Source organism: Duganella alba, assembly GCF_009674495.1.
Classification (GTDB): domain Bacteria; phylum Pseudomonadota; class Gammaproteobacteria; order Burkholderiales; family Burkholderiaceae_D; genus Rugamonas; species Rugamonas alba.
The window spans coordinates 95,587-119,468 of sequence record NZ_WKJN01000005.1; the positions used below are offsets into that span (position 1 = coordinate 95,587).

Sequence of the window (23,882 nt, forward strand, 5' to 3'; positions counted from 1 at the left end):
ATGCGCGCAGCTCTAGTCGGTATCGATTTTGGTCAGGGCGACTTTGCCGCCAGCGTCGAGGAACTGAACCTGCTGGCCCGTTCAGCAGGCGCGGAACCGGTGACGATCATCACGGCAAAGCGGTCCTCCCCGGACGCGGCTTATTTCGTCGGCAGCGGCAAGGCCGACGAAATCGGCCAGGCCGTGCTGGCCGATCGCATCGAGATCGTCATCTTCAACCACGCGCTGTCGCCGGCGCAGCAACGCAATCTGGAAAAGCGCCTGAACATCCGCGTGCTGGACCGGACCAGCCTGATTCTGGATATCTTCGCCCAGCGTGCCAAGAGCCACGAGGGCAAGCTGCAGGTCGAGCTGGCGCAGTTGCAGCACCTGGCCACGCGCCTGATCCGCGGCTGGACTCACCTTGAGCGCCAGAAGGGCGGTATCGGCCTGCGCGGTCCCGGTGAAACGCAGCTGGAAACCGACCGCCGACTGATCGGCGAGCGGGTCAAGGCGCTGCGCGCGCGACTCGGCAAGCTGCGCAAGCAGCACGAGACGCAACGCCGTTCGCGCGGCCGCACCCAGACCTTCTCGATTTCGCTGGTCGGCTACACCAATGCCGGCAAGTCGACCCTGTTCAATGCCGTCACCAAGGCCGGCGTCTACGCCGCCGACCAGCTGTTCGCCACGCTGGACACGACCTCGCGCCGTGTCTACATGGGACAGGAAGTCGGCAACGTGGTGCTGTCCGACACGGTCGGTTTCGTGCGCGAGCTGCCGCACCAGCTGGTGGCGGCGTTCCGCGCCACGCTGGAGGAGACCATCCACGCCGATCTGCTGCTGCACGTGGTCGACGCCGCGTCGCCGGTGCGCATGGAGCAGATCGAGCAGGTCAACCTGGTGCTCAAGGAAATCGGCGCCGATCACATTCCGCAGATCCTGGTGTGGAACAAGATCGACGCGGCCGACCTCGAACCGTCGGTTGAGCGAGATGAATATGATAAGATTTCTCGCGTCTTCCTGAGCGCACGCACCGGTCAAGGACTGGACCTGCTGCGCGATGCGATCACCGAATGGGCCAAGGCGGCGCCGAACGCCCGTCTGAACGAGAGCTACGAATCTCAGCAGGACATAGAACAAGAATTAGAAGAAGTAGAGAGCAGTCCCACCCTCACTGACGTTGGATCACACTAATGCGTGTCTCCTCACTTATGAAACGACTTGGCATCAAGCTGTCGCTGAACGACCCTCGCTGGGGGAAGGACGACAAGCCGCAAGCCAATGAAGGCAAGAAGCCGGGCGACGGCGGCCCGCCGGACATGGAGCAACTGTGGCGCGATTTCAATCAGCGCCTGAACGGCTTGTTCGGCCAGAAGCGTCCGCCCAACAACAATAACAACGACAACAACAGCGGTGGTGAAGGCGGCGGCAATCGTCCCGACATCAGCGGCGGCATCCGCGCCACGGCCGGCGCCATCGGCGCGGTGGTCGCGCTGATCTGGCTCGCCAGCGGTTCGTTCATCGTGCAGGAGGGCCAGACCGGCGTGGTCTACACCTTCGGCAAAGTCAGCCACACCACCGGCTCCGGTTTCAACTGGCGCTGGCCGTATCCGTTCCAGAGCGACGAGACGGTGAAAGTGTCGCAAATGCGCATGGTGGAAATCGGCTACCGTGGCAATATCAAGAACAAGCAGGCGCGCGAATCGCTGATGCTGACCGATGACGAGAACATCATCGACATCCAGTTCGCCGTGCAGTTCAAGCTGAAGGATCCGGTCGCGTGGCTGATGAACAACCGCGACGAGGAAGACACCGTGCGCCAGGTGGCCGAGACCTCGATCCGCGAAATCGTCGGCAAGAACAAGATGGACTTCGTGCTGTACGAAGGCCGCGACAAGGTCGCCTTCGAAACCCAGCAGCTGATGCAGCAGATCCTCGACCGCTATGCGTCGGGCGTGCTGGTGTCCAGCGTCACGCTGCAGGCGGTGCAGCCGCCGGAGCAGGTGCAGATCGCCTTCGACGACGCGGTGAAGGCAGGGCAGGACCGCGAGCGCCAGAAAAACGAGGGCCAGGCCTACGCCAATGAAGTCATTCCGAAGGCGCACGGCTACGCTTCGCGCCTGATGCAGGAAGCCGAGGGCTATCGCTCGATGGTGGTGGAAAACGCCACCGGTAACGCTTCGCGCTTCAAGCAGGTGCTGGTCGAGTATCAGAAGGCGCCGGGCGTGACCCGCGACCGCATGTACCTCGACACCATGCAGCAGATCTTCTCCAGCGCCAGCAAGGTGATGGTGGACGCCAAGTCCGGCAGCAACCTGCTGTACCTGCCGCTCGACAAGCTGATCGCCCAGGCGGCGGCCACCGATGCGCAAGCCGCAGCGGCCCGTGCCGCGGCGCAGGCCGCCGCCAATCCGCCGGCCGCCAGCGCCACGCTGCCATCCGACCTGATGCCGTCGGTGGAAGTGAACCGCCAGCGCGATCCGCGCTCGCGCGAAGCCTTACGTGACCGGGAGAGCCGTTAATGAATCGCATAGCTAGTACCGTTGTCCTGGCGTTTATCGCGCTGATGCTGCTGTCGTCGACCGTGTTCGTGGTCGACCAGCGCAAGTACGCGATCGTCTTCGCGCTGGGCCAGATCAAGGAAGTGATCCGCGAGCCGGGCCTGCACTTCAAGCTGCCGCCGCCGTTCCAGAACGTGCTGCTGCTGGATAACCGCATCATGACCATCGAATCGCCGGACGCCGAGCGCTTCATCACCGCCGAGAAGATGAACATCCTGGTGGACAGCTTCGTCAAATGGCGCATCGGCCGCGGCGAAGCGCAGCCGAAGCTGTACTACGTCACCTTCGGCGGCGACGAGGGCCGCGCGCGCGACCGCATGTCGCAGATCATCAAGGCGGCGCTGAACGAGGAAATCACCAAGCGCACCGTGTCGGAAGTGATCTCCGGCCAGCGCGGCAAGGTGATGGAAGGCATCCGCGCCAAGGTGGTGCAGGAAGCCGCGCAGATCGGCGTCGAGATCATCGACGTGCGCCTGAAACGCGTGGAATACGTCGAGCAGATCAACAACTCGGTGTACGACCGCATGAAGGCCGAGCGCATGCGCGTGGCCAACGAGCTGCGGTCGACCGGTTCGGCGGAGTCTGAAAAGATCCGCGCCGACGCCGACCGCCAGCGCGCCGTGATCCTGGCCGAAGCCTACCGCGACGCCGAGGAAATCCGCGGCGAGGGCGATGCCAAGGCGTCCGCCATCTACGCCGAGGCGTTCGGCCGCAACCCGGAGTTCTACAAGTTCTACCGCAGCCTGGAAGCCTACCGCGCCACCTTCAAGAACCATGGCGACGTGATGGTGATGGATTCGAGCTCGGACTTCTTCAAGTACTTCAAAGGCTCGGGCGCCGGCGGCGCAGCCCCGGCTCCGGCCAAAAAGTAAGGCCGCACCCGCACCGGGAAGCCGCACTGGCTTCCCGGATCGCATCTTTTTCCCCTCCGTAGACGCATTTTCGCGTAAAATATCAGGTTCGGCCGTCCAGTTCGCGGCCGTGGGCCTTCGCGCCCCATTGTTCATTTCTTAATTAAATAGTCCCATGCCAAATTGGCTGCTGCCCGAGAATATCGCCGACGTTTTGCCGTCGGAAGCACGCAAGATTGAAGAGTTGCGTCGCCTGATGCTGGATAATTTCCGTCTGTACGGCTACGAGCTCGTCATGCCGCCGCTGCTGGAGTATCTGGAATCGCTGCTGACCGGCGCCGGTGAAGACACCGACCTGCGCACCTTCAAGCTGGTCGACCAGCTGTCGGGCCGCATGCTGGGCCTGCGTCCGGACATGACCACCCAGGTCGCCCGCATCGACGCCCACTTGCTGAACCGTACATCGGTCACCCGCCTGTGCTACGCCGGCAGCGTGCTGCATACCCGTCCGTCGGGCCTGCACGCCACCCGCGAGCCGCTGCAGATCGGCTGCGAGATGTACGGCCACGCCGGCCTCGAAGCCGACGCCGAGATCCAGGAGCTGGCGCTGGCGTCGCTGGCCCTGGCCGGCTTCACCGCCGTGCGGCTGGACCTGACCCACGTCGGCGTGCTGCGCGCGCTGCTGGACAACTGCCCGGCCGCCAAGCGCGACCAGGCGAAACTGTATGCGGCGCTGCGCGCCAAGGACGTGCCGGACCTGCAGGCGCTGACCCAGGACTACGCGCCGCTGGTGCGCGACGCCTTGCTGGCCCTGCCGAGCCTGTATGGCGACATCGACGTGCTGAACAAGGCGCGCGAAGTGCTGCCGGACCTGCCGGGCATCGCCAAGGCGCTGGCCGAACTGGCCGAACTGGCCGCGCTGGCGGCCTCGGCCATCGGCCGCGCCCAGGTCGCCATCGACCTGGCCGACCTGCGCGGCTACCAATACGAAAGCGGCGCGATGTTCGCGCTGTATGTGCCAGGCTTGCCGAACGCGGTGGCGCGCGGCGGCCGATACGATCACGTAGGCGAGGCCTTCGGCCGGGCGCGTCCCGCCACCGGCTTCTCGCTCGACCTGCGCGAACTGGCGCGCCTGTTGCCTACTGCGGAACGCAAGCATTCGATCCGCGCGCCGTGGGGCAATGCGCCGGAATTGAAGGAAAAAATCGCCGAGCTGCGCAAGTCCGGCGAAGTGGTGATCCAGAGTATGCCGGGTCACAGCCACGAACTGGACGAGTTCGAGTGCGATCGCGCGCTGGTCCTCGAAGAGCATGGTAGTAACTGGATTCTTAAAAACTTAGGTTAATGTGATGTCAAACAAAAACGCAAAAAACGTCGTCGTCATCGGTACCCAATGGGGCGATGAAGGTAAAGGCAAAATCGTCGACTGGCTGACCGACCACGCCCAGGGTGTGGTGCGCTTCCAGGGCGGCCACAACGCCGGCCATACGCTGGTTATCGGCGGCGTCAAAACTGCGCTGCAACTGATCCCGTCGGGCATCATGCGCCCAGGCGTGGCCTGCTACATCGGCAACGGTGTGGTGGTGTCGGTGCCGGACGTGCTGCGCGAAATCGACAAGCTGGAAGCCGTTGGCGTCGAAGTCGCCTCGCGCCTGAAAGTGTCGGACGCAGCGCCGGTGATCCTGCCGTACCACGCCGCCCTGGACCACGCGCGCGAAGCCGCCCGCGGCGACGCCAAGATCGGCACCACCGGCAAGGGCATCGGCCCGGCCTACGAAGACAAGGTGGCCCGCCGCGCCATCCGTATCGCCGACCTGCTGAACGAAAAGCGTTTCGCCGAGAAGCTGGAAGCCAACCTGGACTACCATAACTTCGTGCTGGAAAACTATCTGAAGGCGCCGAAGGTCGACTACCAGAAGACCCTGGACGACGCGCTGGCCTACGTGCCGCGCCTGCGCCCGATGGTGACCGACGTGTCGAGCGCGCTGTACAAGGCGCACAAGGCCGGCGCCAACCTGCTGTTCGAAGGCGCGCAAGGCTCGCTGCTGGACGTCGACCACGGCACCTATCCGTTCGTCACCTCGTCGAACTGCGTGGCCGGCAATGCCGCCGCCGGCACCGGCGTCGGTCCGAACATGCTGCACTACATCATGGGCATCACCAAGGCCTACACCACCCGCGTGGGTTCCGGTCCGTTCCCGTCGGAACTGCCGACCGACGCCGGCGTCGGCCACCACCTGGCGCAAGTAGGCCACGAGTTCGGCACCGTGACGGGCCGCGCCCGCCGCTGCGGCTGGTTCGACGCCGCGCTGCTGCGCCGCTCGGTGCAAATCAACGGCGTGACCGGCATGTGCCTGACCAAGCTGGACGTGCTGGACGGCCTGGAATCGCTGAAGCTGTGTACCGGCTACACCATCGATGGCGAAGCGGTCGACATCTTCCCGTCGGGCGCCGAGGAAGCCGCGCGCTGCGTGCCGGTGTACGAAGAAATGCCGGGCTGGAAAGACAGCACCGTGGGCGCCAAGACCATGGAAGCCCTGCCGCTGGCCGCGCGCAACTACATCAAGCGTATCGAAGAACTGGTCGGCGTGCCGATCGACATGGTATCGACCGGTCCGGATCGTGAAGAAACGATCGTGCTGCGTCATCCGTTCGCGTAATCAAGGAATTTTATGAGCAACCCACAATCGAACGAAAAACACCTCTGGGTATCCTGGGACGAGTACCACCGCCTGATCGAGCGCCTGGCGCTCAAGGTGCACGAGTCGGGCTGGAAATTTGACATGGTGCTGTGCCTGGCGCGCGGCGGCGTGCGTCCGGGCGACGTGTTCTCGCGCATCTTCGACGTGCCGCTGGCGATCCTGTCGACCAGCTCGTACCGCGAAGACAAGGGCACCACCCAGGGCGACCTGGACATCGCCAAGTACATGACGATGACCAAGGGCCCGCTGAGCGGCAAGATCCTGCTGGTCGACGACCTGGCCGATTCCGGCGTCACCCTGACCAAGGTCATGCAGCACCTGAAGGACAACTTCGACGGCGTGACCGAAGTCAAGTCGGCGGTGATCTGGACCAAGGGCAGCTCGGCTTTCCGTCCGGACTACCAGATGGAAGAACTGCCGCACAACCCGTGGATCCACCAGCCGTTCGAAGACTACGACGGCCTGCGCCCGCACCAGCTGGCGGCGTGGATCAAGAAAGGCGAAACGGCCGCCTAAGCCGTTGTAACAAGGGAGCTGCGGCTCCCTTTTTTCTTTCGAGAGATTATGACCCAGGACTTCTTCCAGACCTTCATCCTGCTGGTGCTGGTGACCGACCCGTTCGGCAACGTGCCGCTGTTTGCCAGCGTGCTCAATCCGGTGCCGGTGGCGCGCCGTCCGCGCATCGTCATCCGCGAATGCGCGATCGCCTTTGTGCTGCTGCTGATCTTCATGTTCTTCGGCCGCCATTTCCTGAGCGCGCTGCACCTGTCGGAAGTGGCGCTGCGCATCGGCGGCGCCGTGATCCTGCTGCTGATTTCGATCCGCATGATCTTCCCGCATCCTGACGGCGTGCTGGGCCGCACCGACGGCGCCGAGCCCTTCATCGTGCCGCTGGCGATCCCGGCGCTGGCGGGGCCGTCGGCGCTGGCCACGGTGCTGCTGTTCTCGCGCGAGAGCACCGGCGAGGTGCTGGTGCACGTGGCGGCGCTGTCGGCGGTGGGTGTGGTGTGGCTGGCGGTGTTTCTCAGCGCCGAACGGCTGCAGAAGGTGCTCGGTCCGCAAGTCATGACGGCCTTCGAACGCCTGATGGGCCTGATCCTGACCGCGATGTCGGTCGAGATGCTGCTGGGCGGCATCCGCGAATTTGTGAAAACATTGTAAAAAAACCGGGGTCAGTGCCGACATTCGGACATTTTGCTGGCGAAATGTCCGAATGTCGGCACTGACCCCGGTTTTGGGGCGGGCGCTTGACGTCCGTCTTTTTTGGTTCTATATTTAGATAACTGTCTAATTAGATGTTTGCCTAATGAATGTTCCGAACAGCGCCTTCAAAGCCATCGCCGATCCCGCGCGGCGCGAGATCCTGCGCCTGTTGCGCGCTGGCGAGATGACGGCCGGCGATCTGGCGCAGCATTTCGACATGAGCAAGCCGACCATGTCGCACCATTTCGCGGTGCTGGCGGAAGCGGACCTGATCACGCGCCGGCGCGACGGCCAGACCATCTGGTATGGCCTCAACACCACGGTGCTGCAAGACGTGCTGGCCTGGGCGATGGACTTGGCCGGCGCCGATACCCAAGGGAGGAAGACATGAAGAAGTGGTATCCCGTGCTTTGCCTGCTGTTGATCGCGTTGGCCTGCGCCGCCACCTGGTACTACTGGCCGTCGCTGCCGGAGCGCGTGCCGGTGCACTGGAACGCGGCCGGCGAGGTGAATGGCTACGGCCCGCGCGCGAGCTTTTGGCTGCTGGGCCCCGGCATGATGGCGCTGGTCGCCATGCTTGGCGCGCTGATGCCGCATATCTCGCCGCGCCGTTTTGGAATCGCCGGCTTCGAGCCGACCTACTACTATCTCTGCACGGTGGTGCTGGTCATGCTGGCGTATGTCTATGCGGTGGCGCTGCTGCAGGTGGTGCATGGCGGCGTGTCGATGCAGCGCGCCACGCCGGCCGGCGTGTTTATCCTGCTGGTGCTGGTCGGTAATCCGATGGGCAAGGTGCGGCGCAATTTCTTCATGGGTGTTCGCACGCCGTGGACGCTGGCCAGCGAAGCGGTCTGGTATGCCACGCACCGGCTGGCGGCGCGGCTGATGGTGGCCAGCGGCCTGCTTGGCTTGTTGGCGCTGTGGCTGGGCGCTGCGCACTGGCTGCTGCTGTTGCTGATGGTGGCGTGGGCGCCGCTGGCGGCCGGCTATTCGCTGCTGATGTACAAACGTCTTCCTCATTAAAACTGGAGAAAAGTATGCGCTTCAAATTATTGCTGTCGTTGTTGATGGTGTCCTTGTCGGCTGCCGCTGCGCAGCGACCCGTATCGCTGGAAGTGGGCGGCGGCACCGTCTACGGCACCGAGCTGACGCCGGACGGCGTGACCGGCAAGGTGCCGGTGGTGCTGCTGCATTCCGGCTCCGGGCCGACCGACCGCGATGGCAACAGCACCATGCTGCCCGGCCCGAACGATTCGCTGAAGATGGTGGCCGAAGGTCTGGCGCGGCACGGCATCGCCTCCATCCGCTACGACAAGCGCGCGATCGGCGCCAGCGCACTGCCGGTGTGGAAGGAAGAGAATCTGCGGCTGGATGATTACGTCAGCGATGCCGCCGCCTGGCTGCACAAGCTGCGCGCCGATCCGCGCTTCTCGCGCGTGGTGATGGCGGGTCATAGCGAAGGCGCGCAGATCGCCGCCGAAGCCTGCGCGCAGGGCGGGGCGGACGCCTGCGTGCTGATCGCCGGCGCTGGTCACACGCTGGACGAAATCCTGCACGATCAATTGAAAGACAAGCTGCCGCCGCCGCTGATGGCTGAAAGCGACCGCATTCTGGCATCGCTCAAGGACGGCAAAGCGGTGGCACAAGTGCCGCCGCCGCTGATGTCGCTGTACCACCCGTCGGTGCAGCCCTACCTGATCTCGTCCTTCCAGCACGACCCGCGCAAAGCCATCGCGGCGCTGAACATGCCGGTGCTGATCCTGCAAGGCACGAACGATATCCAGGTGTCGCAGGACGAAGCCAAGGCCTTGTCGGCCGCCGCGCCGAAGGCCAGGCTGGTCATCATCGAAGGCATGAACCACGTGCTGAAAATCGTCGGCAGCGACGAAGCGCTGCAACAGAAATCCTACGTCAGCCCGGACCTGCCAGTGGCCCCGCAACTGATCGATGCCTTGAGCAGCTTCGTCAAGGCGCCGTAACCGTCTGCACGGGTCAGGCGATGTTGTCGGCGCCGGGGGCGCCGAACAGTTGCTGCTTGAGGACGTGGAGCTGGTCGCGCACCTGCGCGGCCTTTTCGAATTCCAGGTTCTTGGCGTGATCCAGCATGGCTTTCTCCAGGCGCTTGATCTCCTTGCTGATCTGCTTCTCGCTCATGGACTCGTACTTGGCCGTCTCCTGCGCCACCGCCAGGCCTTCCTTCGCTTCACGCTCGCTGTAGACGCCGTCGATCATGTCCTTGATGACCTTCTTCACGCCGCGCGGCACGATGCCGTTGGCTTCGTTGAAGGCGATCTGCTTGGCGCGCCGGCGTTCGGTCTCGCCGATCGCGCGCTCCATCGAGTCGGTCATGCGGTCCGCGTACAGGATGGCGACGCCGTTCAGGTTACGCGCGGCGCGGCCGATGGTCTGGATCAGCGAGCGGTCGGAACGTAGGAAGCCTTCCTTGTCCGCGTCCAGAATCGCCACCAGCGACACCTCCGGCAAGTCCAGGCCCTCGCGCAACAGGTTGATCCCGACCAGCACATCGAAGGTGCCGATGCGCAGGTCGCGCAGCAGCTCGACGCGCTCCACGGTTTCGATATCGCTGTGCAGATAGCGCACCTTGATGCCGTGATCGCTCAGGTATTCGGTCAGCTGTTCGGACATGCGCTTGGTCAGCGTGGTCACCAGCACGCGCTCGTTCTTGGCGACGCGGTCGGTGATCTCGGACATCAGGTCGTCCACCTGCGACAGGGCAGGGCGCACGATCACCAGCGGGTCCACCAGGCCGGTCGGACGCACCACCTGTTCCACCACCTGGTCGGCGTGGGTCTTTTCGTAGTCGGCCGGCGTGGCCGAGACGAAGATAGTCTGACGCATCTTGCCTTCGAATTCCTCGAACTTCAGCGGGCGGTTGTCCAACGCCGACGGCAGGCGGAAGCCGTAGTCCACCAGGTTGGTCTTGCGCGAACGGTCGCCGTTGTACATGGCGCTCAGCTGGCCCACCAGCACATGCGATTCGTCCATGAACATCAGCGCGTCCTTCGGCAGGTAGTCCACCAGCGTCGGCGGCGGTTCGCCCGGCATGGCGCCGCTCAGGTGGCGCGAGTAGTTCTCGATGCCCTTGGTGAAGCCGATTTCCGCCATCATCTCGAGGTCGAAGCGGGTGCGCTGTTCCAGGCGCTGCTCTTCAATCAGCTTGTTCTCCTTGCGGAAGAACTCCAGCCGCTCGCGCAGTTCCAGCTTGATGGTCTCGATCGCGCGCAGCACGGTGGAGCGCGGCGTCACGTAGTGCGAACCGGGATAGACGGTGAAGCGCGGGATCTTCTGCTTGACGCGGCCGGTCAGCGGATCGAACAGCTGGATCGATTCCAGCTCGTCGCCGAACAGTTCCAGGCGCACCGCCAGGTCGGCATTCTCGGCCGGGAAGATATCGAGCGTATCGCCGCGCACGCGGAAGGTGCCGCGGCCGAAGTCCACTTCGTTGCGGTTGTACTGCATCTGGATCAGGCGCGCGATGATGTCGCGCTGCGACACGCGGTCCTTCTGGCGCAAGGTCAGGATCATCTGGTGGTATTCGTTCGGATTACCGATACCGTAGATGGCCGACACGGTGGCCACGATCACCACGTCGCGCCGTTCCATCAGCGACTTGGTGCACGACAGGCGCATCTGCTCGATATGCTCATTGATGGACGAATCCTTTTCGATGAACAGGTCGCGCTGCGGCACGTAGGCTTCCGGCTGGTAGTAATCGTAGTAGGAGACGAAGTACTCGACCGCGTTCTCCGGGAAGAATTCGCGGAACTCCGAATACAGCTGCGCCGCCAGCGTCTTGTTCGGCGCAAACACGATGGCCGGACGGCCCTTGCGGGCGATCACGTTGGCCATGGTGTAGGTCTTGCCGGAACCGGTCACGCCGAGCAGCGTCTGGAAGAACAGGCCGTCGTCGATGCCTTCGCACAGCTGGTCGATCGCCACCGGCTGGTCGCCGGCGGGCGGGAAGGGCTGGTGCAGTTTGAACGGCGAATCGGGGAAGGTGACCACGGTTGCCTTGGGAGTTTCTGCTACAGGTAAATCAGCCATCTTGCTCAGACCTTTGTTAGAATAATGGCCTGCCAGCGGCCTGAAGACGTTATGTTAGGGGCGCTGTCTATACATCTCTGCTGCGAACCGCTTCCAATCGAATCCAATCTTATCATGACGAATCCTAGCTTGTTCAGCGCCATCGACATGGCACCACGCGACCCTATCCTGGGTATTACCGAAGCCTTTAACGCCGACCAGAATCCAGCGAAAATCAATCTGGGCGTCGGCGTTTATTATGACGACAACGGTAAAGTGCCGCTGCTATCGTGCGTACAGAAAGCGGAAGAAATCCTGATCGCCGCGCCGGCGCCGCGCACCTACCTGCCGATCGAAGGTCTGGCAGCCTACGACAAGGCAGTGCAGGAGCTGGTATTTGGTGCCGACAGCGCGGTAATTCAAGAGAAGCGCGCCGTCACCGTGCAGGCCATCGGCGGCACCGGCGCCCTGAAGATCGGCGCCGACTTCCTGAAGCGCTTCGCGCCGGACGCGGAAGTCTACATCAGCGACCCAAGCTGGGAAAACCACCGTGCGCTGTTCGAAAGCGCTGGCTTTAAAGTCAACAATTACGCCTACTTCGACGCCGCCACCCACGGCGTCAACTTCGCCGGCATGCTGGCCGACCTGAAAGCCATGCCGCGCGGCTCGATCGTGCTGCTGCACGCCTGCTGCCACAATCCGACCGGCGCCGACCTGACCTCGGCCCAGTGGACCGAAGTGATCGCCGCGGTCACCGCCGGCGGCCTGGTGCCGTTTCTGGACATGGCCTACCAGGGCTTCGGCGCGGGCATCGACGAAGACGGCGCCGTGGTGCGCCGCTTTGCCGACGCCGGCGGCCCGCTGCTGGTGTCGAACTCGTTCTCGAAGTCGTTCTCGCTGTACGGCGAGCGCGTCGGCGCGCTGAGCGTGGTGGCGGCTTCCGGCGAAGAGGCGGCACGTCTGATGTCGCAACTGAAGCGCGTGGTGCGCACCAACTACTCGAACCCGCCGGTGCACGGCGGCAAAGTGGTGGCCACCGTGCTGACCACGCCTGAGCTGCGCAAGCTGTGGGAAGACGAGCTGGCCGGCATGCGCGTGCGCATCAAGGAAATGCGCGAAGCCTTCGTGGTCAAGCTGCAAGCCAAGGGCCACGATTTCGCGTTTGTGCGCGACCAGATCGGCATGTTCTCGTACTCGGGCCTGAGCAAGGCGCAAGTGGAAGAGCTGCGCGCGCAGTCGATCTACGCGGTGGACACCGGCCGCATCTGCGTGGCGGCGTTGAATTCGCGCAATATCGATATCGTTATTGACGCCATCGCCAAAGTGCTCTAAACTCTTGTTTCTTCGCATTGCGCTGCAAAGCTTGATGCGAAAGGCAACACGAAATACCGCAGTAAATCGCATCTTGCTGATGTGAAAGAAACAGTATAAAATGTTGCCTCTAATCCCTGATAGCTCAGTCGGTAGAGCGACGGACTGTTAATCCGCAGGTCCCTGGTTCGAGTCCAGGTCGGGGAGCCAGAATTCAGTAGTACACCAAAAGCCCAGCCCTAATACGGTTGGGTTTTTGCGTTTCAGCGGCCATTTTTCTGCGCATAATGGGCCAAGGCGAGGTTGTTAGGAACTATGCGGAGCGCCAATCGACCAGTGCCATCGACCCATACGCTTTCCAACTCTCAGGCTGGCTCAAAACTGAGGAAGCCAAATCACGCAAGCAACGACGCGGCCTGAAACAGCTTTACGAGGCGGCCTATCGGAATTGGAATTCAAAGGTTCTTGCGACCGCGTTGCGGCGTTCGCCAGGCAATGGAGGGAGGGTCAAACGGAGCGGGGCAATTCGGTGCGTAAACAAACATTTTTCGCTTATTCTTGATTTTACTCAAGCAAAGCAGGTTCTCTTTGAGTTCCTCACTTTCAGCAAACGCACTAACAAATTATTCTTGTTGCTATATTTTTTTGTTAGTACACTTAATTATGCTCACCGTCATTGAGACGCAAGAGTTCATTGCATCGGCTTTAGCTGTCTGGTCGGATGAGGAGCGTGTCGCGTTTATTGACTGGATCTCCAGCCATCCTTTGGCGGGCGATGTGATTCCAGGTGTGGATGGTCTGCGTAAGGTTCGCTGGAGGCGAAAAGGCATTGGCAAGCGAGGTGGTGCGCGAGTGATTTATTTCACGCGCCTGGCTAGTGGTGAGTTGGTGCTGCTCTTCGTCTATACGAAGGCCAAGTTCGACAACTTACGGCCAGAGTTCCTGTTAAGGCTGAGGGAGAAGTTTTATGAGCAAGCGAGGCAAGCAAACAATCGACCCTGAAATTGTCGAATTTGAGGAGGCGCTGCTGCGCAGCCTGGATCAGGCTACTCATGGCGAAGGACGAGTAAATACACCGCAACAGATCGTGGGCCGTCGCGGCCGCCCGATCGGGAGTGTCAAGGCCAAGCCCAAAATACCCACCACCATTCGTTTTGATCAAGATGTTCTCGATGCACTAAAGGCGAGTGGGCGTGGATGGCAGACTCGCGTCAACGAGGCCATGCGCGATTGGTTGGCTCGGCAATCCAAAGTTAATTGATACCCGCCGCCGGGCGGGCATCCCATCCAGTTACGAACCGTTACCCAGCAAGTCGAACAGCACGGCGGTTTCCGCCGAAATCGCTGCGCGGATGGTGCGCTGGTATTGCGGCGCCCATTGCGGCGAATGCGGGCCGGGCAGGGCGACGCCTTGCTGGCGCGCCTGCTCCAGGCGGGCCGGATCGACCGCGCCGATGTGCAGCAGCACCGCTTTCACGCCGGCCTGGCCGTAGCTGGCGAAATCTTCCGATGTCATCTTGGCCGGCATCTCCGCCACGTTTTCCTTGCCCAGCACGGCGCGCACCGCGTCCGTCATGCGCGCCGTCAGCGCCGGCTCGTTATAGACCGCGTCGGTGCTTGGCGTGACTTCGATCAGCGGCTCGCGCGGCGCGCCGGCCGCCATGGCCTCGCCTTTGACTTCGCGGGCGATGCTGGCCAGCACGCGCTTGCGCACGGCGTCGCGGAAGGTGCGTACCGTCAGTTGCAGCTGCACCTGGTCGGGAATCACGTTGGCTTGCGCGCCGCCGTGAATGCTGCCGACGGTGATGACCACCGGGTCCATCGGATTATTTTCGCGCGAAACCAGCGTCTGCAGAGCCATGACGACACGCGCCGCCATCACCACCGGATCGCGGGTGTCGTGCGGCGCCGCGCCGTGGCCGCCCTGGCCGTAGATGGTGATGCCGACGGTGTCGGCGGCAGCGCGGAAGTAACCGGCGTGGTAGCCGATCTGGCCGGTCGGCAGCGTGCCATCGTCATGCATCGACAGCGCGTAGTCCGGTTTCGGGAAGCGCGTGAACAGGCCGTCCTTGAGCATGGCGCGGGCGCCCTGCAGCGGTTCCTCGGCCGGCTGGCCGACCAGCATCAGCGTGCCGCGCCAGTGTGCGCGGTTGTCGGCCATCAGCTTGGCCGTGCCGTACCAGGCCGACATGTGCAGGTCGTGGCCGCAGGCGTGCATCACCGGCACCTCGACGCCGGCGGCGTTCTTGGTGGTGACCGTGCTGGCGAACGACAGGCCGGTTTTTTCCTGCACCGGCAGGGCGTCGATTTCGGTGCGCAGCATGACGGTCGGGCCGTCGCCGTTGCGCAGCAGCGCGACCAGGCCGGTGCCGCCCACGCCGGTGGTCACCTCATAGCCCAGCGCCTTGACGCGCGCGGCCAGCTTGGCGGCGGTTTCTTTTTCCTGGAATGCCAGCTCAGGGTGCTGGTGCAGGTCGATGTACAGGGATTCGACCGCCGGGTACATGGTTTCCAGCTGTTTCGGCAGGTCGGCGGGCACCGGCGCGGCGTGCGACAGGTTGATGGTGGCGATCAAGCCGGCCAGAAGGCCGACGATAGGGGCTCGTTTCATGAGGTTGGTTCCAGTCTAAAACTACAGTAATAAAAATTCCATTGGGAAATTATTGTACAATAAAGGAATAAATATTTCCCAAAGCAAATTTTTTTACCGAGCGCCGCCCCTTGCTGGCGCTCACTGAAAGGACATAAAGATGTTTTCGATCGCCAATTTAAAAATTGGACAACGGCTCACGCTGGGTTTCGGACTAACGCTGGCCATGACGATCCTGATCGCCGTGGTGGGCATCCTGCGCCTCGACAGCGTGGCGTCGTCGACCCGCGCCATGATGGCTGCACCGCTGACCAAGGAACGCCTGATTACCGACTGGTACGGGCTGAATTACGCGTCGATCCGCCGCACCGCCGCCATCGTCAAGAGCACCGACCCGGCGCTGGGCCCGTATTTCAAGGATGACGCCGCCGCTTCGGTCAAGCGCGCCGCCGAGCTGCTGAAGCAGATCGAACCGCTGATCGAGGATGGCGCGGAAAAAACGCTGTTCGACAAGATCCTGCAGCAGCGCAAGCTGTACAGCGCCTCGCGCGACGGCGCCGTCAAGGCCAAGGCCGCCGGCGACGCCGACGGCGCGGCCCGCATCCTCGACCAGGAATTCACGCCGGCCGCCAATGTCTACCAGGACCTGCTGCAGAACCTGGTAACCATGCAGCGCGATCACATCGACGCCACCGCCAAGGTGATCGACGGCGACACCCTCGGCAGCAGCCGCATCATCGTCGTGCTGACCACGGCCGCGTTGGCCTTCGGCGCGCTGTGCGCCTGGTGGCTGACGGTGGGCATCACCCGTCCGATCAGCGCCGCCGTGGTGGCGGCCGAGCGTGTCGCCAGCGGCGATCTCAGCGGCGACATCCGCGCCGAAACCCGCGATGAAACCGGCGCCCTGCTGACCGCGCTGCGCCACATGAACGAACGCCTGATCCGCATCGTCAGCGAAGTGCGCACCGGCACCGACAGCATCGCCACCGCCTCGGCGCAGATCGCCGCCGGCAACCTGGACCTGTCGGCCCGTACCGAGCAGCAGGCCGCCGCGCTGGAGGAAACCGCCTCGTCGATGGAGGCGCTGACCGCCACCGTGCGCCGCAACGCCGGCAGCGCGCGCCTGGCCAATGAACTGGCCGTGTCCGCATCGGACGTGGCCGGCAAGGGCGGCGCCGAAGTGGGCGAAGTGGTGCACACCATGGGGTCCATCCACAGCTCGGCGCGCAAGATCGTCGACATCATCGCCGTCATCGACGGCATCGCGTTCCAGACCAACATCCTGGCCCTGAATGCCGCTGTCGAGGCGGCGCGTGCCGGCGAGCAGGGGCGCGGCTTTGCGGTGGTGGCTTCCGAGGTGCGCAATCTAGCGCAGCGCTCGGCCGGCGCCGCCAAGGAAATCAAGGAACTGATCGGCGACGCGGTGGCCAAGGTCGACACCGGCACCGGCCTGGTCAACTCGGCCGGCACCACCATGGACGGCGTGGTGTCCAGTGTGCGCCGCGTAACCGATATCATGGGCGAGATCAGCGTCGCCAGCCAGGAGCAGAGCAGCGGCATCGAGCAGGTCAATCAGGCCATCAGCCAGATGGATGAAATGACGCAGCAAAACGCCGCGCTGGTGGAGGAGGCTGCCGCCGCCGCCAATTCCATGCAGGATCAGGCGCACCGCCTGGCGCAAGCCGTCGGCCTGTTCAAACTGGGCGCCGCCGCCCCGGCGACCTCCCGCTCGCTGACCCTGCGCTAAGCTTTTTTAAAAAAGCCCTAGGCAAATCGGATTTCGGCCGATATAATTCTGGCCTCAATTCCCTGATAGCTCAGTCGGTAGAGCGACGGACTGTTAATCCGCAGGTCCCTGGTTCGAGTCCAGGTCGGGGAGCCAGAATACAGAAAAAGCCCAACCTTCACTGGTTGGGCTTTTTTCATTGCGGCGGGACTTTATTGCCAGGCGGCGTCAGCCCAGTCGCGCCACACTTTCAGGCGTGCCGGTTCGGCGCCCATCTGCGTGGCTTTCCAGATGCCGTATTGCTCGGTCTGCTCGGTGGTGGTCTGGTACAGCGCGTTCGACACCATGAAGTGCGTGCCGTCGCTGTAGGTGCCCAGCGGGCTCCTGGCCTGGTCGATGCAGAAGCGGAAACCGGCCACGTTCTCCGGCTCGTTCAACGTGGTGTTGCCGGGATCGCAGCGGCGCCAGGCGCTGAGCGGTTGTAGCGTGTACAGCGTGTTGAACTGCTGGATCGCGCCGTTCACCGTTTTCAGATACAGCCCGGGCTGCAGGTCGTCGAGGAAGCGGTACTTCGACGGATTGACGCCGTCGCGGTTGGCGTTGTCCAGGAAGTTGGTGGTGGTCAGGTGCTTGGCCACCTGCGCGCGGCCGTAGCGGCCCTCGTTGGCGGACAGGTCGGGCTGGTTCGGATCGTACAGCGGGATGTCGTTGTTGACGTATTGCGCCGACTTGATGCGCGCCTGCAGCAGGCGCACGAAGTGGCTGTCCTGCAGCGCCTTGGCCGCCGGCGTGTCCGAACCCACCTTGTTGGCGATGTATTCGTCAAAGGCGGTCAGGTACGGCCAGTCCATCGGGTAATTGACCCAGTTGCTCTGGCCGCCCGGATTGACCGTCATCTGCAACTGATACCACTGGTTGCTGCGGTAGTAGGAGGCGACGATGTTGTCGGCCTCCCACGCGGTGTACCATTCGCGGGTGATCTGGCCGGCGGCGTTTTTGTCCTCCTGGTACACCATGTGCGGCGCCAGGTAGAACAGGCTGACGCTGTTGAACGGCCAGCCGTGCGCCTCGCCGCGGCCTTTCCAGGCGCCGCTGGTCTTGTCCTTGTCGCCGATGAACCAGGTCTGGTTGCCTTCCAGCGAGTAATCCTGCGCCAACTCCCATTGCTTGACCGCGTTCCAGTGCAGCATGCTGGCCACCGAGCGCTCGATGAAGGCGTTGGGGGTGAAGGCGCCGGCCTTGCCCGCCGCCATGGTGGCGCTCGACGCCAGCGATTGCAGGTGCGCGGCGCCGATCTGGGCGCCGTAGATGCCTTTGTCGGCGATGTGATTGCCGCGCCCACCGCCGAGGAAGGTGTAGGCGTCCCAGCCGGTGAAGCCCATCATGGCGTTGATCTGCACGCGCAGGTCGGGAATCAGGTGGCTCCAGTCGGCCAGATTGCCGTTGGGGTTTTTGTTCCTCTGGAACCAGGCGATCAGGTCATTGTAGCGGCCGTTGGGATTCTGCATGCCGTTGGTGGGATGCATGATGCCGTTGGTGAAGCCGCTGCCGTCCGCCTGCGTCGGCCAGACGTCGAGCGGGTGGATGGTCGGCAGCCAGGCGTTCCAGTCGGGGAATTGCATGGCGATCGCGGTTTCGCGGGCGTTCATGGTGGCCTTGGGATTCATCACCCGGTCGACATCGGCCTGCGTCAGCGCCAGCGGCGCGTCGAGCGGTTTGCCGAACAGCGCCTTGACGGCGTCGGCTGGCGTGGCCAGCACCGCCTCCAGGCCGGCGCCGGCGGCCCAGCGCGTGGCGCAGTCGGCGCTGTTGCAGTCGAGGCCGGGGCCGGGCTGGTAGGGCGGATTCCACGGCCGCCCCTTTTCCACATACGGCACATGTTGCAGCGAGGCGCGCAGGAAGGCGACGATCTGCTGGCCCTGCGTTTCGCTCAGGCCGTGAAAGCGGCTGCGCTGCACGATGGCGTTGTTTGAATAATTGAAGTATTGCAGGTCGCGGCCATTGTCCGCGTGGCAGGACGCGCAGGCCGCCTGCAGCGTGCGCGTGACGATCGCCGATTTGGCGATCGTGCCGTGCGCGTACCACAGCGCCTTGCCCGCCGCCGCGTCGGCCGCCGTGACGGCGCTGGCGTCGCGCTCGCTCAACGGATCGAAGCGCTGCAGCGTGGTGCTGTCGACCTGGAGCGCGCTGGCGTCCTGCAGTTGCAGGTTCAGCACGCGGTAGCCGTTCGATTCGCCGTCGGTGCCGTTGAAGCGGAACTGGATGCGGTTGGTTGCCGGCAGCGCCACCAGGCGCGCGCGGGTGGCGGCGTCCAGCGGCAGCGTGATGCGGGTGGTGTAGAAGCCGCCGTTGACGCCGCCGTGCAGGCGCTCGTCGTCGGCCAGGATGACATTGGCGTCGGTGATGTCGACCCACGGCGTGCTGTCGTCGCTGCCGCCGCCCAGCACGCGCACGCTGGCCTTGATGCGGGCCGGCGGCGCGGTGGTGGCTTCAAACTCCGGCGCCGAATAAAAGCCGCAGCGATGGCACTGGAACCACAGTTGCGCCACGCTGCCCAGCTGGTTCGCGTCGACGCCGAGCCGGGCTTCGGCGAGGGCCGGTGTGGCGGGCGAACCGTTGCCCAGCACCTCCAGCGGCAGCGTCACGGCGGCGCCGCCGGCGGCCTTGCTGCTGGCGCCGCCGAGCACGCTCCGCCGGGCGCTGCTGTCGTTCTGGCTGGCGTCCTTGCCGGCGCCGCAGGCGGCCAGCAGGGCGGCCAGGCCCATGGCGCACAGCAGTCGCGCGCCGCGCCGGTCGAGTCGAAATTCATTCATGGCTGTTCCGATAAAAGAGTGGGGCATCACATGCCAAAAAGATACTGTTAATTAAACGGTATCCCGCTCCAGATGCTACCGGAATTCATTTTTGAATTGTAAAGTGTGGTATCTGCCTTAAGCCCATGTCGCGTTGCTCATGGATTTTGCATTTTTGCACGTAAAATTCACAAAACGCACGATTCAAGTGGACGAGAATCTTGCACCTCGGTATTCTGAAGCAGCAATCCATGCATCTTTTAAAAGTAAACAGAGGTAGAAATGATGAGCAGCGAAAACGAAGCGATTGTCTACGGCACGGAAGACTTGTTATCGAGTCTGTGCAACTCGGTGACCCGGGTGCTGAACGTGGCAACGCAAAGCAAGGTGAACTACTCCGGCATGGTGCAGCGCATTACCAAGGTCGGCCTGAAGCCGGACATCGGCTGTTTCGTGCTGTTTGACGGCGGCTTCACCGGCCTGGTGGTGCTCAACTTCGCGGCCGACACGGCGATGGAGATCTATGAGCGCTACATGCTGCACATGGGCATGCCGAAGTCGGAGCTGGCCGGCTCCCACACCTCGGACGAGGTGTCCAACATCCTCGGCGAGCTGATGAACCAGATCGTCGGCGACTTCACCGGCAAGATCCGCCGCGAACTGCAGACCAACATCACCCAGAACCAGCCGAAGATGCTGGTGCTCAACAAGCAGATCGTGCTCAGCGTCGACACGCCGCTGGACCGCCCGGAAATGCGCCGCGTCAGCTTCTACACGGAGAAGAGCAACATCTTCTACCTGGAGCTGGCGATCGACCGCACCGAGTTCATCCGCCTGCACGATTTCGACTCCAGCGAAATCGCCGATCCCGACGCCTTGCTGGAACAGCAGCGCGACGCCCACCAGGCCAGCAGCGCGCCGGCCGTCTCGGCCACCGACGCCGACGCCGACGAACTGCTCAAATCGCTGGGCATGTAACATTTTCACCACGGCCAGCCTGCGCTGGCCGTGCGTCTTTTGCGCAACAACCGCGCGCGATGCCGCTTCCATTAGCTTATCAACCTCACCACACTGTGGGCGATGCGACACGCCTAAACCACTGAATATTCAGTCTTCGCATATGCTTAGCCGAATTTCTATCAGTTAATTGAGATTCAGATATATTCAGCTTGCAATACATGGTATCAATCAAAGAAAATATCGCCTTTCAAAAAAGTCAGTGCAATATTGCTAGCTACCGCGACGGCGTAGAGGCCTTAGCGCTACCACGATCACGACAGATGACCGGGTAGTGACCAAAAAAAGAGAAAGCAGGAGACAACTGTTTCTAACTCTTTGCACTACATTTAAATCGGGAAATTGAATGATCAAACTGTCGAAGATGCACAAGCGCCTGCTGGCGCTGAGCGCCGTATTGCCTATCGGTTCCGCCATGGCGCAGACCGACGCCGCAGCAACCCAGCCGCAGCTGGAAACCGTCACCGTGACCGCCCAGCGCCGCGCCGAGAACATCAAGGATGTGCCGGTCTCCGTCACCCTGCTGAAAGATGAAAAACTGGACGTGCTGCTGTCCGGCGGCCAGGACATCCGTTTCCTGGCAGGCAAAGTGCCTTCGCTGAACGTGGAATCGTCGAACGGCCGTACCTTCCCGCGCTTCTACATCCGCGGCTACGGCAACACCGACTTCTCGACCTTCGCCTCGCAGCCCGTGTCGCTGATCTATGACGACGTGGTGCAAGAGAACGGCATCCTGAAGGGCTTCCCGGTGTTCGACGTCGCTGGCGTCGAGGTGCTGCGCGGCCCGCAGGGCACGCTGTTCGGCCGCAACACCCCGGCCGGCGTGGTCAAGTTTGATTCGGCCAAGCCGAACCTGGACAAGGTCGAAGGCTACTACAGCGCTTCGCTGGCCACCCACAAGACCTCCAGCGTTGAAGCCGCCGCCAACATTCCGCTGTCGAGCGAATGGGCGATGCGCGTCTCGACCCTGCGCCAGCACCGCGACGACTTCGTCGACAACACCTACACCAAGCAGAACGACTCGCTGGAAGGCTACAACGAACACGCCGAGCGCGTGCAGTTCCTGTACAAGCCAAGCACCACCTTCAACGCCCTGTTCAACGTGCACTCGCGCACCACCGACGGCAGCGCCCGTCTGTTCCGCGCCAACATCATCAAGAAGGGCACCAACGATCTGGTCGACGACTACGACTTCACCAAGATCAACACCAACGGCCTGAACATGCAGAACCTGCGCACCAACGGCGCCAACGTTCGCCTGACCTGGGACCTGGGTGCGGTCAAGCTGTTCTCGATCACCGGTTACGAAGGCGTGGACAATTACTACAGCCGCGGCGACATCGACGGCGGCACGCCGACCGGTCCAGGCTTCATCCCGTTCCAGGTGCAGACCGGTGGCGGACTGAGCGGCCTGAAGCAATACACCCAGGAATTCCGCGTCGAGTCGAAAAACGCAGGTCCGCTGAACTGGCAGACCGGCGTCTACTACTTCAAGGAAAGCGGCGACGGCTTCAGCGACAACTTCGACAGCACCACCCAGCTGCAGACCTCGCACCTGGCCAGCCACCAGAACAATGAAGCCTACGCGGCCTTCGGTTCGGTATCGTATGACGTGTCGAGCGACTTCACCGTGCGCGGCGGCGTGCGTTACACCCACGACCAGAAAGACTTCCGCACCGTGTCGGCCGTCAATGTGGTCCAGGTTGGCGCCACCTCGGTGGACGAGAGCAAGAACAAGGCGAACTGGGATCTGAGCGGCACCTACAAGCTGAACCAGGACGTCAGCGCCTACGCCCGCGTGGCGACCGGCTTCCGCGCGCCATCGATCGCTGCGGCCTCGTCGTCGGTGCCGATCACCGTGGCCGATGCGGAAACCATCACTTCGTATGAAGCCGGCATCAAGGCCGACCTGTTCAACCGCCGCGCCCGCGCGTCGCTGAGCGTGTTCGACTTCGAAGTCAAGAACCAGCAGCTGACCGTGGTCGGCGGTAACTCCAACGTCACCAAGCTGATCAACGCGGCCAAGAGCAAGGGCCGTGGTCTGGAAGGCGAGATCGAAGGTTTCATCACCCCGGACTTCAAGGCCAGCCTGAGCGGTTCGTACAACTTCACCAAGATCGAAGATCCGAACCTGTACGTGGCGAAATGCGCGCAGTGCACGATCACCGATCCGATCGGTGCGAACGGCCTGGTGTCGATCAACGGCAACCCGCTGCCGCAAGCGGCCAAGTGGATCTTCAACGCCACCGCGCGTTACAACTGGCCACTGGCGAACGGCAACCTGTTCGTGCTGACCGACTGGTCGTACCGCAGCAAGGTCAACTTCTTCCTGTATGAAGCGAAGGAGTTCACCGGCAAGGCGCTGACCGAAGGCGGCCTGCGCGCGGGTTACAACTGGGATGGCGGCAAGTATGAAGTGGCTGGTTTCGTGCGCAACATCACCGACAAGCAGCAAGTCATCGGCGCCATCGACTTCAACAACCTGACCGGCTTCGTCAACGAGCCACGTCAGTTTGGCGTGCAGTTCCGCGGCGGCTTTTAATTAATCGCCGCATCAGCCTAGACAGCTGAAAAAGGGCCGTATATAATGCGGCCTCTTTTCCCTGATAGCTCAGTCGGTAGAGCGACGGACTGTTAATCCGCAGGTCCCTGGTTCGAGTCCAGGTCGGGGAGCCAGAATAAAGAAAAGCCCAATCCTTACAGGTTGGGCTTTTTGTTTTTACAGACCTTTCACCTGCAGGGTTTGTGCTGGCGTTTGAATGTCGAACAGACGGTCGATATTGGGATGTTTGCCTGGATTGGCGCGCGCATCCTGCGTGTGTTCGGCATAAATCTTCAGGCCAAGTTCTGCGGCTTCGGGAGTGATCGCGCCGAGGGTATCGGCCAGCCAGCCGTACACGCGCAGCGATCCGGCCTGGCCTGGCTTGTTTTCGATTTTCGCCACGGGCGTGCCGGACTGGTCGACCAGTTCGATTGCCGCAACGGCATCCATTGCTGGCAGCAGGGACAGGTTGTCCGAAAATTTATCGGTGAAGCTAGGTAGTTGCATGGTGACGCTCATCTGGTTAAAAACCGTATTGTCATATGCAACGGATAGAAAGTAAAA

At 62.7% G+C, this 23,882-nt stretch carries 20 protein-coding genes and 3 tRNA genes; 19 read left to right on the top strand and 4 right to left on the bottom strand.

Features of this window, described 5'->3' with window-relative positions; all coding sequences use genetic code 11:
- The 10 genes from hflX (at nucleotide 1) to GJ695_RS06590 (ending at nucleotide 9,275) form a co-directional block, all read left to right on the top strand.
- Nucleotides 1-1,173, top strand: coding sequence for a GTPase HflX (gene hflX, locus GJ695_RS06545; protein WP_154363106.1), 1,173 nt, complete (start codon nucleotides 1-3; stop codon nucleotides 1,171-1,173).
- Between the two features lie 17 nt (nucleotides 1,174-1,190).
- On the top strand, nucleotides 1,191-2,501 hold the full coding sequence (gene hflK, locus GJ695_RS06550; protein ID WP_229260345.1) for an FtsH protease activity modulator HflK: 1,311 nt from the start codon (nucleotides 1,191-1,193) through the stop codon (nucleotides 2,499-2,501).
- A complete protein-coding gene (gene hflC / locus GJ695_RS06555; RefSeq protein ID WP_154363110.1) occupies nucleotides 2,501-3,412 on the top strand; it encodes a protease modulator HflC in 912 nt (303 codons plus the stop codon). The genes hflK and hflC overlap by 1 nt, the downstream gene beginning before the upstream one ends.
- Before the next feature lie 154 nt (nucleotides 3,413-3,566).
- Nucleotides 3,567-4,736: an ATP phosphoribosyltransferase regulatory subunit gene (locus tag GJ695_RS06560; protein WP_154363112.1), complete on the top strand. Its 1,170-nt coding sequence runs from the start codon at nucleotides 3,567-3,569 to the stop codon at nucleotides 4,734-4,736.
- A 4-nt stretch (nucleotides 4,737-4,740) separates the two neighbouring features.
- Entirely contained in the window at nucleotides 4,741-6,051 is a 1,311-nt protein-coding gene (locus GJ695_RS06565; RefSeq protein ID WP_154363114.1) for an adenylosuccinate synthase, read from the top strand.
- Between the two features lie 12 nt (nucleotides 6,052-6,063).
- On the top strand, nucleotides 6,064-6,609 hold the full coding sequence (locus GJ695_RS06570) for a phosphoribosyltransferase (RefSeq protein ID WP_154363116.1): 546 nt from the start codon (nucleotides 6,064-6,066) through the stop codon (nucleotides 6,607-6,609).
- 48 nt (nucleotides 6,610-6,657) lie between these two features.
- The gene (locus GJ695_RS06575) at nucleotides 6,658-7,254 is read left to right on the top strand and encodes a MarC family protein (protein ID WP_154363118.1); all 597 of its coding nucleotides are present in this window, start codon (nucleotides 6,658-6,660) and stop codon (nucleotides 7,252-7,254) included.
- 145 nt (nucleotides 7,255-7,399) lie between these two features.
- Nucleotides 7,400-7,687: an autorepressor SdpR family transcription factor gene (locus tag GJ695_RS06580; RefSeq protein WP_154363119.1), complete on the top strand. Its 288-nt coding sequence runs from the start codon at nucleotides 7,400-7,402 to the stop codon at nucleotides 7,685-7,687.
- Nucleotides 7,684-8,319: an SdpI family protein gene (locus GJ695_RS06585; protein WP_154363121.1), complete on the top strand. Its 636-nt coding sequence runs from the start codon at nucleotides 7,684-7,686 to the stop codon at nucleotides 8,317-8,319. The genes GJ695_RS06580 and GJ695_RS06585 overlap by 4 nt, the downstream gene beginning before the upstream one ends.
- A 14-nt stretch (nucleotides 8,320-8,333) precedes the next feature.
- Nucleotides 8,334-9,275 (top strand): alpha/beta hydrolase, encoded by a 942-nt coding sequence (locus tag GJ695_RS06590; protein ID WP_154363123.1) that lies wholly within the window; start codon nucleotides 8,334-8,336, stop codon nucleotides 9,273-9,275.
- A 13-nt stretch (nucleotides 9,276-9,288) separates the two neighbouring features.
- On the opposite strand, the gene uvrB is transcribed toward GJ695_RS06590, so the two are convergent.
- On the bottom strand, nucleotides 9,289-11,361 hold the full coding sequence (uvrB, locus tag GJ695_RS06595) for an excinuclease ABC subunit UvrB (protein WP_154363125.1): 2,073 nt from the start codon (nucleotides 11,359-11,361) through the stop codon (nucleotides 9,289-9,291).
- 114 nt (nucleotides 11,362-11,475) lie between these two features.
- Between uvrB and GJ695_RS06600 the strand changes: the two genes are divergently transcribed.
- The 4 genes from GJ695_RS06600 (at nucleotide 11,476) to GJ695_RS06615 (ending at nucleotide 13,912) form a co-directional block, all read left to right on the top strand.
- Nucleotides 11,476-12,672 carry an amino acid aminotransferase gene (locus GJ695_RS06600; RefSeq protein ID WP_208023371.1) on the top strand — a complete coding sequence of 399 codons (1,197 nt, stop codon included), beginning with the start codon at nucleotides 11,476-11,478 and terminating at the stop codon, nucleotides 12,670-12,672.
- A gap of 113 nt (nucleotides 12,673-12,785) precedes the next feature.
- Nucleotides 12,786-12,861: transfer RNA gene (locus GJ695_RS06605), tRNA-Asn, on the top strand.
- Between the two features lie 453 nt (nucleotides 12,862-13,314).
- The gene (locus tag GJ695_RS06610; protein ID WP_154363127.1) at nucleotides 13,315-13,653 is read left to right on the top strand and encodes a transcriptional regulator; all 339 of its coding nucleotides are present in this window, start codon (nucleotides 13,315-13,317) and stop codon (nucleotides 13,651-13,653) included.
- A complete protein-coding gene (locus GJ695_RS06615; protein ID WP_154363129.1) occupies nucleotides 13,619-13,912 on the top strand; it encodes a BrnA antitoxin family protein in 294 nt (97 codons plus the stop codon). Before GJ695_RS06610 ends, GJ695_RS06615 begins: the two co-directional genes overlap by 35 nt.
- 30 nt (nucleotides 13,913-13,942) lie before the next feature.
- Here GJ695_RS06615 and GJ695_RS06620 read toward each other — a convergent pair whose 3' ends face one another.
- Entirely contained in the window at nucleotides 13,943-15,262 is a 1,320-nt protein-coding gene (locus tag GJ695_RS06620) for an amidohydrolase (RefSeq protein ID WP_154363131.1), read from the bottom strand.
- 139 nt (nucleotides 15,263-15,401) lie between these two features.
- Between GJ695_RS06620 and GJ695_RS06625 the strand changes: the two genes are divergently transcribed.
- Nucleotides 15,402-16,988 (top strand): methyl-accepting chemotaxis protein, encoded by a 1,587-nt coding sequence (locus GJ695_RS06625; RefSeq protein ID WP_154363133.1) that lies wholly within the window; start codon nucleotides 15,402-15,404, stop codon nucleotides 16,986-16,988.
- A 59-nt stretch (nucleotides 16,989-17,047) separates the two neighbouring features.
- Nucleotides 17,048-17,123, top strand: a tRNA-Asn gene (locus GJ695_RS06630).
- 56 nt (nucleotides 17,124-17,179) lie between these two features.
- On the opposite strand, the gene GJ695_RS06635 is transcribed toward GJ695_RS06630, so the two are convergent.
- Nucleotides 17,180-19,780 carry a hypothetical protein gene (locus GJ695_RS06635; protein WP_154363136.1) on the bottom strand — a complete coding sequence of 867 codons (2,601 nt, stop codon included), beginning with the start codon at nucleotides 19,778-19,780 and terminating at the stop codon, nucleotides 17,180-17,182.
- A 264-nt stretch (nucleotides 19,781-20,044) separates the two neighbouring features.
- Here GJ695_RS06635 and GJ695_RS06640 point away from each other — a divergent pair, with 264 nt between their 5' ends.
- From GJ695_RS06640 to GJ695_RS06650, 3 genes are all read left to right on the top strand, one after another.
- The gene (locus GJ695_RS06640) at nucleotides 20,045-20,737 is read left to right on the top strand and encodes a DUF3334 family protein (RefSeq protein WP_154363395.1); all 693 of its coding nucleotides are present in this window, start codon (nucleotides 20,045-20,047) and stop codon (nucleotides 20,735-20,737) included.
- Between the two features lie 385 nt (nucleotides 20,738-21,122).
- Complete coding sequence (locus tag GJ695_RS06645; protein WP_154363137.1) at nucleotides 21,123-23,318, top strand: TonB-dependent receptor; 2,196 nt, start codon at nucleotides 21,123-21,125, stop codon at nucleotides 23,316-23,318.
- 58 nt (nucleotides 23,319-23,376) lie between these two features.
- Nucleotides 23,377-23,452, top strand: a tRNA-Asn gene (locus tag GJ695_RS06650).
- Nucleotides 23,453-23,495: 43 nt separating this feature from the next.
- On the opposite strand, the gene GJ695_RS06655 is transcribed toward GJ695_RS06650, so the two are convergent.
- On the bottom strand, nucleotides 23,496-23,837 hold the full coding sequence (locus GJ695_RS06655) for a DUF2322 family protein (protein WP_229260346.1): 342 nt from the start codon (nucleotides 23,835-23,837) through the stop codon (nucleotides 23,496-23,498).
- Between the last annotated feature and the right edge of the window lie 45 nt (nucleotides 23,838-23,882).

Coding starts and splice junctions, on each gene's coding strand:
- GJ695_RS06635 (WP_154363136.1), bottom strand. CDS start 19,780: ATGAATGAATTTCGACTCGACCGGCGCGGCGCGCGACTGCTGTGCGCC.
- hflC (WP_154363110.1), top strand. CDS start 2,501: ATGAATCGCATAGCTAGTACCGTTGTCCTGGCGTTTATCGCGCTGATG.
- GJ695_RS06570 (WP_154363116.1), top strand. CDS start 6,064: ATGAGCAACCCACAATCGAACGAAAAACACCTCTGGGTATCCTGGGAC.
- GJ695_RS06600 (WP_208023371.1), top strand. CDS start 11,476: ATGACGAATCCTAGCTTGTTCAGCGCCATCGACATGGCACCACGCGAC.
- GJ695_RS06580 (WP_154363119.1), top strand. CDS start 7,400: ATGAATGTTCCGAACAGCGCCTTCAAAGCCATCGCCGATCCCGCGCGG.
- GJ695_RS06640 (WP_154363395.1), top strand. CDS start 20,045: ATGAGCAGCGAAAACGAAGCGATTGTCTACGGCACGGAAGACTTGTTA.
- GJ695_RS06610 (WP_154363127.1), top strand. CDS start 13,315: ATGCTCACCGTCATTGAGACGCAAGAGTTCATTGCATCGGCTTTAGCT.
- GJ695_RS06585 (WP_154363121.1), top strand. CDS start 7,684: ATGAAGAAGTGGTATCCCGTGCTTTGCCTGCTGTTGATCGCGTTGGCC.
- uvrB (WP_154363125.1), bottom strand. CDS start 11,361: ATGGCTGATTTACCTGTAGCAGAAACTCCCAAGGCAACCGTGGTCACC.
- GJ695_RS06615 (WP_154363129.1), top strand. CDS start 13,619: ATGAGCAAGCGAGGCAAGCAAACAATCGACCCTGAAATTGTCGAATTT.
- GJ695_RS06565 (WP_154363114.1), top strand. CDS start 4,741: ATGTCAAACAAAAACGCAAAAAACGTCGTCGTCATCGGTACCCAATGG.
- GJ695_RS06590 (WP_154363123.1), top strand. CDS start 8,334: ATGCGCTTCAAATTATTGCTGTCGTTGTTGATGGTGTCCTTGTCGGCT.
- GJ695_RS06575 (WP_154363118.1), top strand. CDS start 6,658: ATGACCCAGGACTTCTTCCAGACCTTCATCCTGCTGGTGCTGGTGACC.
- GJ695_RS06625 (WP_154363133.1), top strand. CDS start 15,402: ATGTTTTCGATCGCCAATTTAAAAATTGGACAACGGCTCACGCTGGGT.
- hflX (WP_154363106.1), top strand. CDS start 1: ATGCGCGCAGCTCTAGTCGGTATCGATTTTGGTCAGGGCGACTTTGCC.
- hflK (WP_229260345.1), top strand. CDS start 1,191: ATGAAACGACTTGGCATCAAGCTGTCGCTGAACGACCCTCGCTGGGGG.
- GJ695_RS06560 (WP_154363112.1), top strand. CDS start 3,567: ATGCCAAATTGGCTGCTGCCCGAGAATATCGCCGACGTTTTGCCGTCG.
- GJ695_RS06645 (WP_154363137.1), top strand. CDS start 21,123: ATGATCAAACTGTCGAAGATGCACAAGCGCCTGCTGGCGCTGAGCGCC.
- GJ695_RS06655 (WP_229260346.1), bottom strand. CDS start 23,837: ATGAGCGTCACCATGCAACTACCTAGCTTCACCGATAAATTTTCGGAC.
- GJ695_RS06620 (WP_154363131.1), bottom strand. CDS start 15,262: ATGAAACGAGCCCCTATCGTCGGCCTTCTGGCCGGCTTGATCGCCACC.